Source organism: Mucilaginibacter sp. L3T2-6, assembly GCF_030519355.1.
Lineage (GTDB): Bacteria > Bacteroidota > Bacteroidia > Sphingobacteriales > Sphingobacteriaceae > Mucilaginibacter.
The window spans coordinates 1-14,387 of sequence record NZ_JAUMKC010000015.1 but is presented as its reverse complement, the minus strand read 5'-3'; the positions used below and the strand labels follow the sequence as shown (position 1 = coordinate 14,387).

The window sequence follows — 14,387 nt, the reverse complement described above, 5'->3', positions numbered from 1 at the left end:
TACTTATATTAGCACACTTTATTTAGCCAGGAAATGAAAAACAGATTTTTGACGATAAGCTTATTGGTTTTCTTTGTAGCTGCAGGAATAGATAAAGGCATAGCGCAGGTAACACCTCTTGCTACAGCAGTGTCCGGATTGAAATATCCATGGAAGGAAGCAGAGTTGATGGAGCCTGCAAATCTTGCCGCTGCTATAAAATCCGGAACCGCTAAAATTACAATTCTTAATATCGGTGCGGTTGAAGATCTGCCCGGCGCTATTCATATTGGTGCTGTTAATGAAACGGAAAATATGATAAAGCTGAAAAAAACCCTTGAAGGCCTGTCAAAAGAAAAGCCAATAGTAATTTATTGCGGCTGCTGCCCCTTCACCAAATGTCCCAATATACAACCTGCATACCTTGAGTTGAAAAAAAGTGGTTTCACACAAATACGGGTTCTGAATCTCCCTACTAACCTGCATACCAATTGGATTGCCAAGGGATACCCTTTGGCTAAAAACTAAATTGCTAAAAGCGTTATTCCTTGATAACCAACGGGATGTATTTTTAACTCGTGCCGCATTGATTTGATTCTAAAGCGTTTTTGCACAGGTTGTAGTTCGACCGCGTGCCGCACAGCCGTAAGCACAAATGCCGCGTCAATTCTTCCGTGGTTTGCTTTCTGAAGCACTGCTTCCAGGCCGCACCATGGCCGATATCACTCATAAATACCCGCTGGCAAAAGAAATCTTTGTAGCCGCAAAGCCTGTAGTTGCAGATCAGGCGCGGAGTTAACGCAGGATTGCCGGATTTGTTTAATAAACTTATCGTATATTTTTTTAACTTTTAAGAACTTTTTATACTTCTGCCGGTTATTCTTCAAATTCAGATATTTATGAAAAAAACCTATTTACTCTATTTAATGGCTTTGACCTTTTTTGCCGCCTGTAAAAAGGATAATATTTCCGGAAATAACGGTAATGATCAACGGAAGGTCGATACATTGCAGGGAGCGATCACCGCCGACCGTACATTGGATGGCAACAAAAACTATTTTCTTAAAGGGCAGGTATTTGTAAAAGGTAATGCAAAGCTTACCATACCGGCCGGCGTAACTGTATTCGTACAGAAAAATGATGCTCCCGCGGAAAAGTCCGTGCTGGTAATTACCCGGGGAGCCAAATTATTTATTAATGGCACAGCAGCTAAACCCGTGGTATTTACTTCGGCGTCTGCATCACCCGCTCCCGGCGATTGGGGCGCCATTGTACTATTAGGTAAAGCGCCCACCAATACCGGCACGGGTAATGCCATGGGCCTGACCGCTTCTGACGACACAAAGTATGGCGGAAGTGATCCAGCTGACAATTCGGGGACGATTACTTATCTCAGATTGGAATATACGGGCGGTATCAACCCACCGGCCGAGGATGAGTGGAAAGTGGATAAAGTTAGTGGATTGGTTATGGCTAGCGTCGGTTCAGGGACCAAAATTGACAATGTTATGGTGAAGTACTCCAATGACGACAGCTTTCAATTCGTTGGCGGCACTGTTAACGCCACGCACTTATTAAGCTATAACTGCGGCGATGATGATTTCGACTTCGACCTTGGCTACCAGGGATATCTCCAGTTCCTGTTAGGCTATCGCACCCATGCTTCGTCGCAAGCAGTTCGTGCTAACGGCTTTGAAAGCTACAACGATGAAGTCCCGACATCCAATACACCGTTAACACGTCCGGTTGTTTCTAACATGACTATTATTGGTCCGCAGGGTATTGATGCAACAAAAACGAATATTAATATGGGGGTATATATGCGTAAAGGAACCCGGCTGGCCATCCGAAATTCAATAATAGCAGAATATTCCGAAGGTGCTTTTATGACATGCCCGAGGACGAGGCCCGTGATACTTGCTGATGACGATGCCGAGTTTAGAAGCAATCTGGTTCAGTCTGATACGGCAGCCCGCACATTTGCATGGGACCAGGGCGCAGTAATCGCAGTGCCCGACCCGGAGATGACGATTTTTCAAACCAATTCCACCAATAAGAATACGGTACTAAATACAGATGCTGACTTTAAGCTAAAAACAATGTACGCCGCCGACGCCCCGGATCTAACCCTCGCCGATGGGTCGCCTGCTGCATCCGGAGCGGACTTTACAGGCGCAGATTTTTCAAACGGCTTTTTTACAAAAATAATGTATCGGGGCGCATTTGGCACAAGTAATTGGGCCGCACAGAGCGCATGGGTTGATTGGAAGTAACCACAATAGTGAATCATTAAATACGAAATCCGGAGGCTCTGAGGTCTCCGGATTTCTGGTTCAATAATCGTCCGGTTAACGGCTGCTATGAATCCTATACTTTAATTTATCATATCATCCCCTCAACACTTTTTCCATCTTTTTCCCTTTCGCAAGCTCATCCACCAGCTTATCCAAATACCGCACCTGTTGCGTAAGCGGGTTTTCAATCTCTTCCACGCGGTAGCCGCAGATCAGGCCCGTTATCAGGTGTACGTTGGGATTGATGGTGGCCTGCCCGAAAAATGTTTCAAAAGTTGCTTTTTGGTCGATCAGTTCTTGCAGCTTTTCATTGTCAAAGCCGGTAAGCCAGGTGATCACCTGATGTAATTCGGACTTGGTCCTGCCTTTTTTTTCAACTTTCGCAACGTAATGCGGATAGACCGAGGCAAAGGTCATTTTTGCTATTTTTTCGTCGTGCTGGCTGGTGGTGTTCATATTCAAAAATACAAAATTTAAAACCTGTAGCCTGGTTCATTTCTTTTGCTGCGACTTCTTCTTCCAAAACATTTTCTTAACGCCATTTACCGCCCCAACTGAAACCAAACCCGCAATCAACCCAGCTGCTGCATCTTTCAAAACTGATGGCAATGCCGGAAATATATGATGTAAATATTCAATATTGTGTATAAAGATGCCGCCGGAAACCAGGATCAGCGCAATGGTACCGGCAACGCCCAAAACCTTTATCACCACGGGCAGCGATTTAACCAGCAGTGCGCCCAGGGATGAAAAAAAGCCTTTGTTGTTAGCGCGCTTAATTAATGCGTAGCCGGCATCGTCCATCCTGACGATGAGAGCTACTACGCCATAAACGCCAATAGTAGCCAGGAAGGCGACAATTGCGACGGTTATGATTTGGATTGGCAAACTCTTATCCAGCACGGTTCCCAGTGCAATAATCACTATCTCGATAGAAAGGATAAAATCGGTAAGTATCGCCGCTTTTACTTTTTTCTTTTCCGCGGCAGCGGGGCTTTGCTCTACTTCCTCAGCAGCCTTATGGCCTGTTTTGTGATGATGAAAAAAATATTCCGTTATTTTTTCCACGCCTTCATACGCAAGGTAAAATCCGCCCAGGGTTAAAACAATTTTAATGGCTGCCGGAAAAAACGCATTTAGAATCAAAGCAATGGGGACGATGATCAATTTATTTAACAGCGAGCCTTTGGTAATAGCCCATAACACAGGCAATTCGCGCGACGACAGGAAACCGGTAGCTTTTTCGGCGTTCACGGCCAAATCGTCGCCTAATATGCCTGCGGTTTTGCCTGACGCAACTTTTGCGGTCACCGCCACGTCGTCCATCAAAGCGCCTATATCGTCCAGAACCGCAAAAAAACCTGATGCCATAGTAGTTATGTTGTACGGCCGTAAAATATAAATTAATTGTGGTTAAAAGCGAATCAAGAGTGGGAAATAAGACGTCCGACGCATTGTTTGGCAGAGATAAATGCAATCTTCATTACGACGGGCGGATGCCAGTCGCTGATAGATTGGCGGCCTTGCAGGGCTTTGATTATGGATTCAGCTTCAGGATTATTTGTTATATATATCAGCTTAGTGCACCGCCTTGCGTCAGGAGGACATGTTTTAACTCACCGCTATAAGAACTGTGATAAAGTTTAAATACAATTTCACTGTTTATTACCTGCTTGTTTTTTAAAATGATTCCCTATATTTAAATGCCGCAATTAGACAGGCGGCATGTACTCAATAAACCTTATCATGAAAAAGTTTATCCTTAGCCTTGTTGCAGCGTTATTCAGTTTAAATTTAATGGCCCAAATTCCGGGCGCAAAACCCGATACCGTAGTTGACGCCTACCTGGATGGTTACCCGAAGGTAAAGTCTGCGGCAATAAGCGACATACTTTGTGTAAAAGTGGCTCACATAACCGGCCTGCTGAACCCGCAAACTGATATTAAAAAAGTACGGCTTTTCATTAACGACATCGAGGTAGAAGGAACTGTGCCCCTTGGCTGGTATATCCACGGCGACGGCGCTGATCTTAAATTTCTGCTCCAGCGCAACCAGGATAATAACAAAACATGGAATATGCTGCTTGGTTACCCGGAGTTTGGCAGCCAGTTTCACCGTTTGCCTTTAAGCATCAGCATCGGTGTTACGGGGCAAAGTGCACAGCCTACCAAAGTGAATGCCTTTCAGTTTATTCGCATTGATCAGGGATGGTTTTGGGGATGCATGGTAGTGCTGGCCTTCTATTTTTGGATACTGTTCAGGTATGCAAAAAAGACGCCGATGCTCCGCGATGCGCCCGCTGACCTCACGCCCCTGGGCATCCCGGGATTGAGCGCCGGTAACGCGCCTTACAGTCTTGGCAAGGTACAGATGGCGTTTTGGTTTTCCATTGTGCTGGCCTCCTTTATTTTTATCTGGCTGATAACCGACAATTACGACCTGATCACCACCGGTACGCTGGCTCTTATTGGCATAGGCGCAGCCACCGGGCTTGGTGCGGTAAGTATCACTAACAATAAATCAGAGGGAACCATAAAAAAAATCCAGGCCCTGCAGGCACAGCAGTCAGAACTGCGGCAGGCTACCGCCTTGTTGTCAGCTTCGTTACCGGCAGCTGGCGTACAGGAAAAGATCCTATATAACGATTTCCTGGATGGCCAGCTTACCTCCGACATCAACCACCTGATAGATGGTTTGAAGGCAGGTAAGGATAGCTTTTTTAACGACATATTAACCGACGAAAATGGCGTTAGCTTTCACCGGCTGCAGATGGTAACTTTTACAGCAGTGTTGGGCTTCGTTTTTCTGTACACTGCCTGGGCAACGCTTACCATGCCTGATTTCCCGGCAACTTTGCTGACATTGCAGGGCATAACCGCGGGAACCTATCTTGGCTTCAAAATCCCGGAAAAACAGGGCTGAGTTATTCTTTGTTTGAATTATTCCAGTACCCGGTGTCATATTGTCCCTTGGAAGCAGACCGAGATAACCTTGCCACGTCATCGTAGTGTAAGTTTACTATTCCGGGCAACCAGAGCTTTGTTCTCATCGTGATGCAGTAAAAAGTATTTTACGCTTTATGAGAACAAAATTATCAGAAACGATATGTATTTGCTTGCTGGCCGCATTTGTGTTTTATGGTCTATCTTCATGTCACAAGAATAAAAATGAAAATCCGCAACCTCGTGTATCTGTGCCTGTTCCGACAGATAAATGGACCCATTTGAATACCGCAAATTGGAATGTAAGTGCAGTCGAGGTAGTAAATAATACCATTTATGCTGGAAGCGGAAATACATTATATATCAGCAAAGATGAAGGTGCGACCTGGAAATCTGTAAAGGTGGCAGCCCCCGGAGCGGCAGATATTACCGCTATTAAAGTTTTTAATAATTGCATTTATATAGGTAGCGCTGGTGGCAACGGCATATTCAGTAGTAACGACGGTGGTGTGAATTGGGAAAATAGCAACGCAAGCTTGTTCGAAAACAGTGTTTCATCATTTGCCGAACTGAATAATAAATTATACGCAGCCAGCGATGGGGATGGTGTATTTGTTTTAAACCAGTCTTCAAACAAATGGGAATCGTTTAGTTATAATTTGCCGCGGCCGTTTACATCGTACCATGTTTTTAAAATAACTAGGATAGACAATACACTGGTGGCGGCGGCAGGTGTCAACAGTACTTTTTATCGCTATAGTTTCGATGCCAGGCAATGGATTGAATCTTCATTACCGAAACATGGCACTTACATACTGGATATGGTCGTTGACAACGGCGCTATAATCGGAATAGGTACGGAAGGAAAAATCCTTCGCAGTGAGAACTTGGGCATGGACTGGATATATGATGCCCTGGACTTACTGAGCAGCATCTCCATGGTTATTAGTAATGAAAAGTTATACACCGGCTCATTAAACTATTATGTACTGATAAATACCGTAAACGGCGGCTGGACCCAGCAAAGAGACAAGGCAGCACCCGTTGGTTCGTCCTGGGCAATAAAAAACGATTTTTTATCTAAAATCCTTTTGAACGGCATAGCCGAGCTTAACGGTAAACTTTTTCTGGCAACTGACCATGGATTTTATATTCGGAAACTGTGATGCACAGGGACATAGTACCGCGGCAATAAGAAACTTAAGGCAACAAATCGAAGGAAAACATCATAGTCCATTCTCTGAACACACCCCAGGCCGTATTTTTGGTAAAATTTCCTTTTCGCATTAGCCAGTTTAATTAACACAGGGGCAATTAGCATTATTGCCCTTTTTTATTTATCGTGTGTTAATCAAATGGAGCTTCTGCTCCAGTAAATTAAATTTATTTTTAGACTCGGAGGCTTTTGTCACCCTATTGTCATGGTTGATTTTTTATTAGTTAGTAGTGTAAGCCGGTTTTGCTGCTGGCGACTAAAAGCTAAAAAATCATACACGATGAAACAACTTAAAAATTGGAAGCCAATTTCGCTTGCGGCGTTATTGCCGTTTGTATTGGCGGCATGTAAAAAAGATGGCGTGGTAAGCCAGCAAACTACCATCACGGTTGAAAATGTACTTAAATCACAGCCACTGGTAGAGTCGGGCACCTTTCAGGGCACGGGTACGCCGGCTTTAATCAGGCCGGGCGAATCAACCACCATTACCTTTTCAGCAGCTAAAGGGGAGGCCTTATCATTCGCTACCATGTATGGCGCCTCTAACGATCTCTTCTTCGCGCCGGACAATCCAGGCATTCAAGTTTACGATAATAACGGCAACCCTGTCGAGGGGGATGTTTCGGCACAAATTAAGTTATGGGACAATGGTACCCGCGTAAACCAGAAACGGGCGCAACCGTTACCCATCCCGGAACGGCGGAAACCAAGAACATCAGTGAAGTGAACGGAACAGATGCCCAGGGCAATACTTACCTGCCCGCTTCCCAACTGGTTAAGGCCACTTTGGCCTATAATGGCAATTCTACCTTTACGCTTACACTAAAAAATATTTCGGGCGGCACTGCTAACGAAACGCCGCTGAGCCCCGGGGTATGGAGCGTATCCTACATTGTCGGGGGCAGCCTGCTTGCTGATAATCCGCTATATAAAACGGGGCAACCTACGGCCAATGGTTTAACCAATATTGCCGAGGTCGGCGACAACACGATGCTCAGCAACTACGTAAAATCCATCACAGGTATTTTTACCCCGCTGTCGCCTGTACTGGTGGTGGTATATAATGGCATTGACAATCCTATTTTCAAAAATGGACAGCTTGACGCCGGAAAAGGGCTTACGCCGCTTGCCCAAAAAGGCAATGCCGATACATTGGCTGCTTATTTAAAAGGCAAGCCAGGCATCAAGGCTGTGTATGTGTTACCTGCCCCAACTACCAGGGTGCTGCTGCCGCAGATCGGCAATCAAAAAGGAGGGATCGTTTCACAGCAATTAACAGTTAGCCAGGGCGACCGTATCGCTGTTGCTACTATGTACGGCTTCTCGAACGATTGGTTCTTTGCGCTTGCTGACAACGGCGTGGATGCCACCCAAAAGGGCGATATTTCAGCAGGCGTTAAATTGTTTGATGACGGTACGGCAATTAACCAGTTCCCGGGAGCAGGGGTTACCCAGTTTAACCTTGCGGGCACCCCGTTAAAAGAGAGTAAGCCGATAGCTGCGGTTCCGAATCCGAATGCCTTTACTACCCTGCCCGATATCACCGCGATCATAAAAATAACCTTGAAATAATAATTTGTAAGGAATAAGAGCTTGCCCCTACTAAGGGATAAATTATAACAACCAAAACATGAAAACAACAGGTTTAAAAACAATTTGTATGGCCGCGGCTGCGGTTCTCTTTTTAGCTGTAAGCACAAATGCGCAGCAAAAAATGGCCAAAATGGACAAAGACACTTCGAAGATGTCAAAAATGTCGAAGATGTCAAAAATGGACCACAAAAAAGGCGACAAGAAAATGGGCAAAATGTCGAAAATGAAAAAAGACACTTCGAAAATGTAAAACCCATAGCGGGCGGATGCCCATCCGCCCGCTAAACCAAAGCATCTCAGTTTAAAATGAAATCTTACATCACAAAAATATTTACCGGCTTATCGATAGTAAGCGCGGCGATTTTTTCTGCTGCGCAGAGTAATGCTGCAGCTAAACCGGCTTTATTAAACGACACTACCGTTATGCAGCATTGGGCTGCACAGCCTGCAGATGTTAGCCCATTACTAACAGGCGAGCAAATCCCTGCGGTAAAAATTCCGGCAGCAGATGGCAAACTGTTCGACCTGAACGACCATGTGGCTCAAAAGCCAACCATCCTTGTTTTTTACCGCGGCGGCTGGTGCCCTTTTTGCAATAAAGAACTGGCAGGCCTGCAGGGAATTCAGCAAGACCTGGTTAAACTGGGGTACCAGATTATTGCGATCAGTACCGACAGCCCCGAAAACCTGAACAAAAGCATCGGAAAACATCAATTGTCATACACCCTGCTATCTGATGCTGATTTGAATATTACCAAACAATTTGGCCTGGCTTTTAAAGCGCCAAAAGATTACGACCAGTTGCTTGTTGCAAGTTCAGGAGGCAAAAATACCGACAGGTTACTGCCGGTGCCATCTGTATTTATACTTGACCAGAAAGGAACTATCCGGTACGAATACATTAACCCTGATTTCAAACAGCGTATTAGTCCAAAGCTGCTCCAATCTGTTGCCAAAGCTATTAAAGACGACAACGCAGGCAAGACTAATGAAGGCAATTAAATTGATGTTGCTGGCCGTCGTGCTATGGATTAGCCACGCTGCAGCACAGGGTAGGGAGAAGCCGCTGCCACATATACGGTTTATTGACAAAGACTGGAAAAGCGTTTTGGCGCTTTCAAAAAAAACGCATAAACCAATTTTTGTTGATGCTTTTACTACCTGGTGTGCGCCATGCCAGGAAATGCGGCAAAAAACGTTTACCGACCGCACTATTGCAGCCAGGTTTAATGCCCGCTATATTAATGTGGCGGTAGACGTTGAAAAAAACGGCGGCGTAGCGTTTGCTGATCATTACCAGGTAACAGCTTACCCCACTCTGCTTTTTATCAATTCGGATGGCGAACTGATTAAACGGCTGGAAGGGTTTACAGATGCCAAAGACCTGGGTGCTGCTGCGGCCAATATTAAATAATCCTTGAAGTGAACTTTAATAATTATCCGGTTATGCGCCGGCTAAGAACAAATGAGCCGGCGCCTTTCGGCCTGCTGTTGCTGGCCGACGAAGAAATGCAGGCCATCAACCGGTATATACATCAATCAGAAATATATGTGGCTGAAACTGACGGTAAGTTGGTTGGCGTTTATGTGCTTTTTCCGGTCGATGAATATATGGCGGAAATCAAAGCAATCGCAGTCGACCCCGACTACCAAAACCAGGGGATAGGCAAATTCATGTTGAATCATGCCGGCATAGAAGCACAGGCAAAGGGCTTTAAAGAAATAATTGTAGGCACTCCAACCATTGCTGAAAAGCAGCTGAATTTTTACCGGCGGGCGGGTTTTGTGCTGTTTGATGTCAAAAAGGATTTTTTCATAGATTATTACACTGCGCCGATATTTGAAGATGGTGTGCAGTTAACGGATATGGCCATGCTGAAAAAGCGCCTGGACGGTAAAACTGAGATATGATCATTTTGCCGCTAAATAACCTATTTGTTAACGGCTTGTCATAAAGAGTAACCAAAGGCTAATTTTTGTAAGTAAACTGTGCGGTTTACGACCGAAGGTCAAAATATTCATTTAAGATAAAAATGACCTATGCACAGTGAACCTATTGTTGATACAGCAGTTAACCCCGGTAAACATCAGTCAGACCCCGAGAAGTGGGTTGATCTGCACTCCGACTTTCTTTTCAGCTATGCCTACTCGAGGATAAACGATGAAGAACTGGCCCGTGACCTGGTGCAGGAGACCTTCCTGGCGGCCCTGGAAAAACCCGGAGCATTCAGGGGTGAAAGTTCGGAACGAACGTGGCTTACCGCAATTATAAAATACAAAGTGATAGACGTTTACCGGAAAAAAGCCCGGGCTTTTACAACAAAAGAAGGGTATGGCATGCCAGCCGACGACGAAGATTTTTTTGACCCCGAACTGAATAACTGGAAAAAAGAGCATTGGCCTGAGCCCTTTGTTTGTAAAGGAACCGATCCGCTTGAGGATAAGGAATTTATGGACATACTGCAAAAATGCCTGCAAAAGTTGCCCTCTTTATGGATGTCGGTTTTCAGGCTGAAGCATATGGACGATGAAAAAACCGAAGATATTTGCAAAGCGCTCCGCTTAAGCGCATCAAATTATTGGGTAATTATTCACCGGGCAAAGGTTAACCTGCGTTCATGTTTACAAAAAAACTGGATCTGAATGAGCAAGCAATTAAAAACACGCAGGGAGAAAATTCTCTACAACTGCAGAAAAGCGACACTTCTTATTGAAAGGAAGCACGAGGTTGAACTCACTCCGCGCGAAAGGATGGAGCTGGAATTGCATTTGGCAGGTTGTTACATCTGCCGGGTGTATGAGCAGCAAAGTATTTTGATGAACGGCCTAATGAGCAAAATATTTAAGGCCGCCCGGGTAGAGCCAAGACTTGACGACGCATTTAAAGATGAAATAAAAAAACGGATTAAGGGTAGGATTATCCGTGGTATTTAAATGCAGAAGATGGAAGATCTATTGGAAATATGTCGTTCGCACTTACGCCTCAACCGTGTAACGGTAGCTGATTTGAATGAATTGGTACAAATCAGCAATCAAACTTATTTCGAGACTTTCTTTGAGGCTTTTAATGATCCCGACGCATATTATGCCTATGCAAATGAGGCTTTTTCTGCCGATCGTTTGGAAAAGGAACTTACTGAAGTAAATACTGCGTTTTATTTTGCCAGGGTTAATGGTGTTACGGCCGGTTACATCAAAATCAATTATCCTGATGCCAGGGCAGTCTTGCAGGATAATCCCGCTGCCGAACTGGAGCGGATTTACGTCCTATCCGGATATCATCATCATCACATAGGCAAAACTTTACTAACATATGCCATTTACAGGGCCAAATCCAAAGGGTTCCCGCGGTTGTGGCTGGCTGTTTGGGAGCATAACCATAAGGCAATAAGATTTTACGAACGTAACGGCTTTACACAATTTGCTACCCACAATTACCAGGTAGCCGGCGATCCGCAAACTGACCTGCTAATGCATATCATGCTTAATACTCCCCGGTAACCCGCACCCTTAGTTCATTAAAATTTTTTGTAATGGATTGATGAATAGAAGAGTATATGCTCAATACCCTTCTGTTATCAGCGGTAATTATTTACCTAACAAAAATATTAATGGCACATCAAGGCGTTTGCGCCAGGAGTTTTCCGAATGGTCGGCTCCCTGATATTCACGAGAGATCCAGTTGCGTCCGGTGTATCCGGCGGCCTTCATAATAGCATCGGCTTGCAATTGATAGGGTTTATATTCAGCGTCGAGGGTAGCCGTGCCATGGTCGAAATATATTTTGTGGTTCTTGTGAGATGGAACATGTGCTTTCAGATAAGCAAGAAAGGCATCGGACACCGGCTTGTCGTCTACAGAAAAGGTACCCGGCCAGTGGGTAGAAAGACAAGCCGCACCCCCAAACACATCCGGATATTCGCAAATTGCGTACATCGAGATTAATCCTCCCATACTCGATCCTGCGACAAACGTATGAGAACGGTCGCGCAGGGTGCTGAAATGGCTGTCGATATAAGGCTTAAGTTCTGTTACCATAAATTTCAGGTAATTGTCAGACAGCGGGCCATCGCCGAGCAAAGGCGTCCCTCTGTCACGGCCTATGGCTAGTATTTTTTGCTGTTCTTCGGGCGTAAGGCTGTAAAAAGGCTTTTGCGGAAAATACTCCGGATGCCTTTTCGCGCCGTTGTTCCATATGCCTATTACGATGCAATCTTCAATGCGTTTTTCAGCCAGTAATTTGCCCATGGTTTCATCCACACCCCATTCCTGTTTGTTCCACGTGATGGTGCTGTCGAAGAGGGACAGGCCGTCGTGCATATACAACACTGCGTATTTTTTTTCGTCCGAATAGCCTGGTGGCAACCAAACGTCGACATTTCGCGGGTCAACGTATTTTGACTGGAACTTTTCGATCTGTTGAATAGTACCGTAAGCTACTTTTGGTACCTGTGCAGCCAACTGGCTGGCTGCTATAGTGATAAACAGGATAATGAGGGTGTGTTTAACAATGGAATGGTATTTAGGCATATAGTTTATGATTGGTTTTATGGTAGTTAGTACAACTACTTACTTTTTTTTGAATAACTGATGTAAAGAAAAAGCCCCCGGCCCCGTTAGCATCAGGGAAATAAGGCCCGCAATATATAAAAGATCAATTTCATATCCGGGTGGCCCAAAACGAGGGCCGGACGGCGTGAGGCCGATTGTATTAACCGAACTGAAACCATATTTTAAATGAACACTTACCATGGCGACAAGCATTGTAGCTATAAGCGGAATAGCAGTTATATCTACAAATATACCCAGCAATACAGCTAGTCCGCCAAAAAATTCGATTAGCGGTACCAGCCAGGAACTGAAATGAGCCAAGGGAATGTCTAATTGCGTCAGCAGCTTTTCAAATCCGGCTGGCCCGCGGCTTAGTTTTGCAAAACCATGGGCCATAAAACCGTAACCGATAATCAGCCGCAGGAAAAAAGGACCCCAAAGGGCATACTTTTTCTGCTCAGGAATTCTTGATAACTCAGTCATAATTTTTAATTTCAATAATGGATTTTACTGAATTGGTCGTCATGGCTAGTTATCCTTACAATAATTTTATTTTAATTTGATATTCTTCATATCCCGAGGTAAGACAATCTCTTTTTTCACCCTATTACGCTATTTTTTTCCAGTCGTCATAAGAAATTACCCCTAATTCAGGCCTCGACGGGCCATCCAGAATAGCAATAAACTCGAGTTCATGCCCATCGGGATCTTCAAAATAAATAGCGAGGGCGGGCATCCATGCAAATACCATTGGAGTTTCACTGCCGTCGTTCAGAAAATTATAAGGTTTAATGCCCCTTGATTTTAAAAAATCCACAGAACTGTATAAAATATCATCCGCATCACACCGGAATGCAAAGTGCCTTTTATCTATTTTTTCTTTTGGTTTTTCCCATAAGCCAAGCATAGCTTGTTTCGGTTTGCCTATCCAAAAGAAAGCTATCTTTCGTTCTTTTTCGTAATAGCAGAACTCGAGGCCAGGCATATTCTTGTAAAATGCAATCGAAACATCAATATCGGCCACAAACAGGTGGGTTTCATAAAGTCCTTTTATCATTATATTTCAGTTGTAATTTATTTTTTAAACGGCTTTAAAATTAGGAAGTACTGATTTATGCCGCATTTATTTTTATGGATATTCCCAATTGGATTCCTTAAAAGATGAATCCTTTAGGGCCGGTAATACCTGTGATTTAAAAAACTTTGTCTTTACCCCGCATAAATCCTTACAAGAAAAAAAAGCCGATGTAAGTTTACGGGCCTTAGACCGACTAATAACTAAAACACTTTATTATGGTTAAATTTGGATTATTGGTTCGCCTGGAAGCGAAACCCGGTAAACAGGAAGAACTGGCGGAATTTTTAAAAAGCGCGCTGCCGCTCGCGCTGCAGGAGCTATTTACAATTAATTGGTTCGCATATCAGGCCGGGCCAAACACTTTTGGGATTTTTGACACCTTTGACACCGAGGAAGGCCGCAGCCAGCATTTAAAAGGACCTATAGCGGAGGCTTTGCTGGCTCATGCTCCCGGGCTTTTAGCCTCCGGCCCGGTGATAGAACCTGTGGAGCTGCTGGCTTCGAAATAGCAAACCGCACTGCCCGGTATATTTAACTGTTTAACGTGGATTCCGCTATGCAGGCGTTTAATTAACGCAGGCTGTGGAATCCACTCGGTATTAATTTTTGACATTTTTAGTTTAGTTATGGAAATTACCCCGGCTGCCAAAGCCGATTTGTAACCCCTCCTAAAAACCGGACTGTGTAAAGGACGAAAAGTCTTAACTTTAAACAGTCAAAGGATGAAGAACTCT

At 44.5% G+C, this 14,387-nt stretch carries 20 protein-coding genes; 15 read left to right on the top strand and 5 right to left on the bottom strand.

Going from position 1 to position 14,387, the window contains the following annotated elements; translation table 11 throughout:
- Positions 1-33 precede the first annotated feature (33 nt).
- From Q3W13_RS16405 to Q3W13_RS16395, 3 genes are all read left to right on the top strand, one after another.
- Positions 34-507, top strand: a complete 474-nt coding sequence (locus tag Q3W13_RS16405; protein WP_302865559.1) for a rhodanese-like domain-containing protein — start codon at positions 34-36, stop codon at positions 505-507.
- 127 nt (positions 508-634) lie between these two features.
- Entirely contained in the window at positions 635-778 is a 144-nt protein-coding gene (locus tag Q3W13_RS16400; protein WP_302865558.1) for a hypothetical protein, read from the top strand.
- A gap of 100 nt (positions 779-878) precedes the next feature.
- Positions 879-2,252, top strand: a complete 1,374-nt coding sequence (locus Q3W13_RS16395) for a hypothetical protein (RefSeq protein ID WP_302865555.1) — start codon at positions 879-881, stop codon at positions 2,250-2,252.
- Positions 2,253-2,366: 114 nt separating this feature from the next.
- Here Q3W13_RS16395 and Q3W13_RS16390 read toward each other — a convergent pair whose 3' ends face one another.
- Both Q3W13_RS16390 and Q3W13_RS16385 read right to left on the bottom strand, forming a co-directional pair.
- Complete coding sequence (locus Q3W13_RS16390; RefSeq protein WP_302865552.1) at positions 2,367-2,729, bottom strand: DUF2200 domain-containing protein; 363 nt, start codon at positions 2,727-2,729, stop codon at positions 2,367-2,369.
- Between the two features lie 36 nt (positions 2,730-2,765).
- Positions 2,766-3,644 (bottom strand): DUF808 family protein, encoded by an 879-nt coding sequence (locus Q3W13_RS16385; RefSeq protein WP_302865551.1) that lies wholly within the window; start codon positions 3,642-3,644, stop codon positions 2,766-2,768.
- A 375-nt stretch (positions 3,645-4,019) separates the two neighbouring features.
- On the opposite strand from Q3W13_RS16385, the gene Q3W13_RS16380 reads away from it, so the two are divergent.
- The 11 genes from Q3W13_RS16380 to Q3W13_RS16330 all read left to right on the top strand — a co-directional run bounded on the left by Q3W13_RS16380 (position 4,020) and on the right by Q3W13_RS16330 (position 11,525).
- Positions 4,020-5,195 (top strand): hypothetical protein, encoded by a 1,176-nt coding sequence (locus tag Q3W13_RS16380; protein WP_302865549.1) that lies wholly within the window; start codon positions 4,020-4,022, stop codon positions 5,193-5,195.
- Between the two features lie 157 nt (positions 5,196-5,352).
- On the top strand, positions 5,353-6,381 hold the full coding sequence (locus Q3W13_RS16375; RefSeq protein ID WP_302865547.1) for a sialidase family protein: 1,029 nt from the start codon (positions 5,353-5,355) through the stop codon (positions 6,379-6,381).
- A 330-nt stretch (positions 6,382-6,711) separates the two neighbouring features.
- Positions 6,712-7,158, top strand: coding sequence for a spondin domain-containing protein (locus Q3W13_RS16370; RefSeq protein WP_302865546.1), 447 nt, complete (start codon positions 6,712-6,714; stop codon positions 7,156-7,158).
- Positions 7,071-8,003 carry a spondin domain-containing protein gene (locus tag Q3W13_RS16365; RefSeq protein WP_302865544.1) on the top strand — a complete coding sequence of 311 codons (933 nt, stop codon included), beginning with the start codon at positions 7,071-7,073 and terminating at the stop codon, positions 8,001-8,003. The genes Q3W13_RS16370 and Q3W13_RS16365 overlap by 88 nt, the downstream gene beginning before the upstream one ends.
- Before the next feature lie 58 nt (positions 8,004-8,061).
- Entirely contained in the window at positions 8,062-8,274 is a 213-nt protein-coding gene (locus tag Q3W13_RS16360; protein ID WP_302865542.1) for a hypothetical protein, read from the top strand.
- Between the two features lie 56 nt (positions 8,275-8,330).
- Positions 8,331-9,026, top strand: a complete 696-nt coding sequence (locus tag Q3W13_RS16355) for a peroxiredoxin family protein (RefSeq protein ID WP_302865540.1) — start codon at positions 8,331-8,333, stop codon at positions 9,024-9,026.
- Complete coding sequence (locus Q3W13_RS16350; RefSeq protein ID WP_302865538.1) at positions 9,013-9,438, top strand: thioredoxin fold domain-containing protein; 426 nt, start codon at positions 9,013-9,015, stop codon at positions 9,436-9,438. The genes Q3W13_RS16355 and Q3W13_RS16350 overlap by 14 nt, the downstream gene beginning before the upstream one ends.
- A gap of 8 nt (positions 9,439-9,446) precedes the next feature.
- Positions 9,447-9,935 (top strand): GNAT family N-acetyltransferase, encoded by a 489-nt coding sequence (locus tag Q3W13_RS16345; protein WP_302865536.1) that lies wholly within the window; start codon positions 9,447-9,449, stop codon positions 9,933-9,935.
- 129 nt (positions 9,936-10,064) lie between these two features.
- Positions 10,065-10,667 carry a sigma-70 family RNA polymerase sigma factor gene (locus Q3W13_RS16340; protein WP_302865534.1) on the top strand — a complete coding sequence of 201 codons (603 nt, stop codon included), beginning with the start codon at positions 10,065-10,067 and terminating at the stop codon, positions 10,665-10,667.
- Positions 10,668-10,958, top strand: a complete 291-nt coding sequence (locus Q3W13_RS16335; protein WP_302865532.1) for a zf-HC2 domain-containing protein — start codon at positions 10,668-10,670, stop codon at positions 10,956-10,958.
- A 9-nt stretch (positions 10,959-10,967) separates the two neighbouring features.
- Positions 10,968-11,525: a GNAT family N-acetyltransferase gene (locus Q3W13_RS16330; RefSeq protein ID WP_302865530.1), complete on the top strand. Its 558-nt coding sequence runs from the start codon at positions 10,968-10,970 to the stop codon at positions 11,523-11,525.
- An 87-nt stretch (positions 11,526-11,612) separates the two neighbouring features.
- Here the strand turns inward: Q3W13_RS16330 and Q3W13_RS16325 are convergent, their stop codons facing one another.
- From Q3W13_RS16325 to Q3W13_RS16315, 3 genes are all read right to left on the bottom strand, one after another.
- Positions 11,613-12,554, bottom strand: a complete 942-nt coding sequence (locus Q3W13_RS16325) for an alpha/beta hydrolase (protein WP_302865529.1) — start codon at positions 12,552-12,554, stop codon at positions 11,613-11,615.
- Between the two features lie 39 nt (positions 12,555-12,593).
- Positions 12,594-13,058 (bottom strand): DoxX family protein, encoded by a 465-nt coding sequence (locus tag Q3W13_RS16320; RefSeq protein WP_302865527.1) that lies wholly within the window; start codon positions 13,056-13,058, stop codon positions 12,594-12,596.
- A gap of 124 nt (positions 13,059-13,182) precedes the next feature.
- On the bottom strand, positions 13,183-13,632 hold the full coding sequence (locus Q3W13_RS16315; RefSeq protein ID WP_302865524.1) for a VOC family protein: 450 nt from the start codon (positions 13,630-13,632) through the stop codon (positions 13,183-13,185).
- 236 nt (positions 13,633-13,868) lie between these two features.
- Between Q3W13_RS16315 and Q3W13_RS16310 the strand changes: the two genes are divergently transcribed.
- The gene (locus tag Q3W13_RS16310) at positions 13,869-14,162 is read left to right on the top strand and encodes a putative quinol monooxygenase (RefSeq protein ID WP_302865523.1); all 294 of its coding nucleotides are present in this window, start codon (positions 13,869-13,871) and stop codon (positions 14,160-14,162) included.
- Positions 14,163-14,387 lie beyond the last annotated feature (225 nt).

Bases quoted from the DNA above. Each gene is read 5' to 3' on its own strand.
- Q3W13_RS16320 (WP_302865527.1), bottom strand. From the start codon at position 13,058: ATGACTGAGTTATCAAGAATTCCTGAGCAGAAAAAGTATGCCCTTTGG.
- Q3W13_RS16315 (WP_302865524.1), bottom strand. From the start codon at position 13,632: ATGATAAAAGGACTTTATGAAACCCACCTGTTTGTGGCCGATATTGAT.
- Q3W13_RS16350 (WP_302865538.1), top strand. From the start codon at position 9,013: ATGAAGGCAATTAAATTGATGTTGCTGGCCGTCGTGCTATGGATTAGC.
- Q3W13_RS16395 (WP_302865555.1), top strand. From the start codon at position 879: ATGAAAAAAACCTATTTACTCTATTTAATGGCTTTGACCTTTTTTGCC.
- Q3W13_RS16380 (WP_302865549.1), top strand. From the start codon at position 4,020: ATGAAAAAGTTTATCCTTAGCCTTGTTGCAGCGTTATTCAGTTTAAAT.
- Q3W13_RS16330 (WP_302865530.1), top strand. From the start codon at position 10,968: ATGGAAGATCTATTGGAAATATGTCGTTCGCACTTACGCCTCAACCGT.
- Q3W13_RS16405 (WP_302865559.1), top strand. From the start codon at position 34: ATGAAAAACAGATTTTTGACGATAAGCTTATTGGTTTTCTTTGTAGCT.
- Q3W13_RS16375 (WP_302865547.1), top strand. From the start codon at position 5,353: ATGAGAACAAAATTATCAGAAACGATATGTATTTGCTTGCTGGCCGCA.
- Q3W13_RS16325 (WP_302865529.1), bottom strand. From the start codon at position 12,554: ATGCCTAAATACCATTCCATTGTTAAACACACCCTCATTATCCTGTTT.
- Q3W13_RS16370 (WP_302865546.1), top strand. From the start codon at position 6,712: ATGAAACAACTTAAAAATTGGAAGCCAATTTCGCTTGCGGCGTTATTG.
- Q3W13_RS16360 (WP_302865542.1), top strand. From the start codon at position 8,062: ATGAAAACAACAGGTTTAAAAACAATTTGTATGGCCGCGGCTGCGGTT.
- Q3W13_RS16390 (WP_302865552.1), bottom strand. From the start codon at position 2,729: ATGAACACCACCAGCCAGCACGACGAAAAAATAGCAAAAATGACCTTT.
- Q3W13_RS16365 (WP_302865544.1), top strand. From the start codon at position 7,071: ATGGGACAATGGTACCCGCGTAAACCAGAAACGGGCGCAACCGTTACC.
- Q3W13_RS16310 (WP_302865523.1), top strand. From the start codon at position 13,869: ATGGTTAAATTTGGATTATTGGTTCGCCTGGAAGCGAAACCCGGTAAA.
- Q3W13_RS16335 (WP_302865532.1), top strand. From the start codon at position 10,668: ATGAGCAAGCAATTAAAAACACGCAGGGAGAAAATTCTCTACAACTGC.
- Q3W13_RS16400 (WP_302865558.1), top strand. From the start codon at position 635: ATGCCGCGTCAATTCTTCCGTGGTTTGCTTTCTGAAGCACTGCTTCCA.
- Q3W13_RS16355 (WP_302865540.1), top strand. From the start codon at position 8,331: ATGAAATCTTACATCACAAAAATATTTACCGGCTTATCGATAGTAAGC.
- Q3W13_RS16385 (WP_302865551.1), bottom strand. From the start codon at position 3,644: ATGGCATCAGGTTTTTTTGCGGTTCTGGACGATATAGGCGCTTTGATG.
- Q3W13_RS16340 (WP_302865534.1), top strand. From the start codon at position 10,065: ATGCACAGTGAACCTATTGTTGATACAGCAGTTAACCCCGGTAAACAT.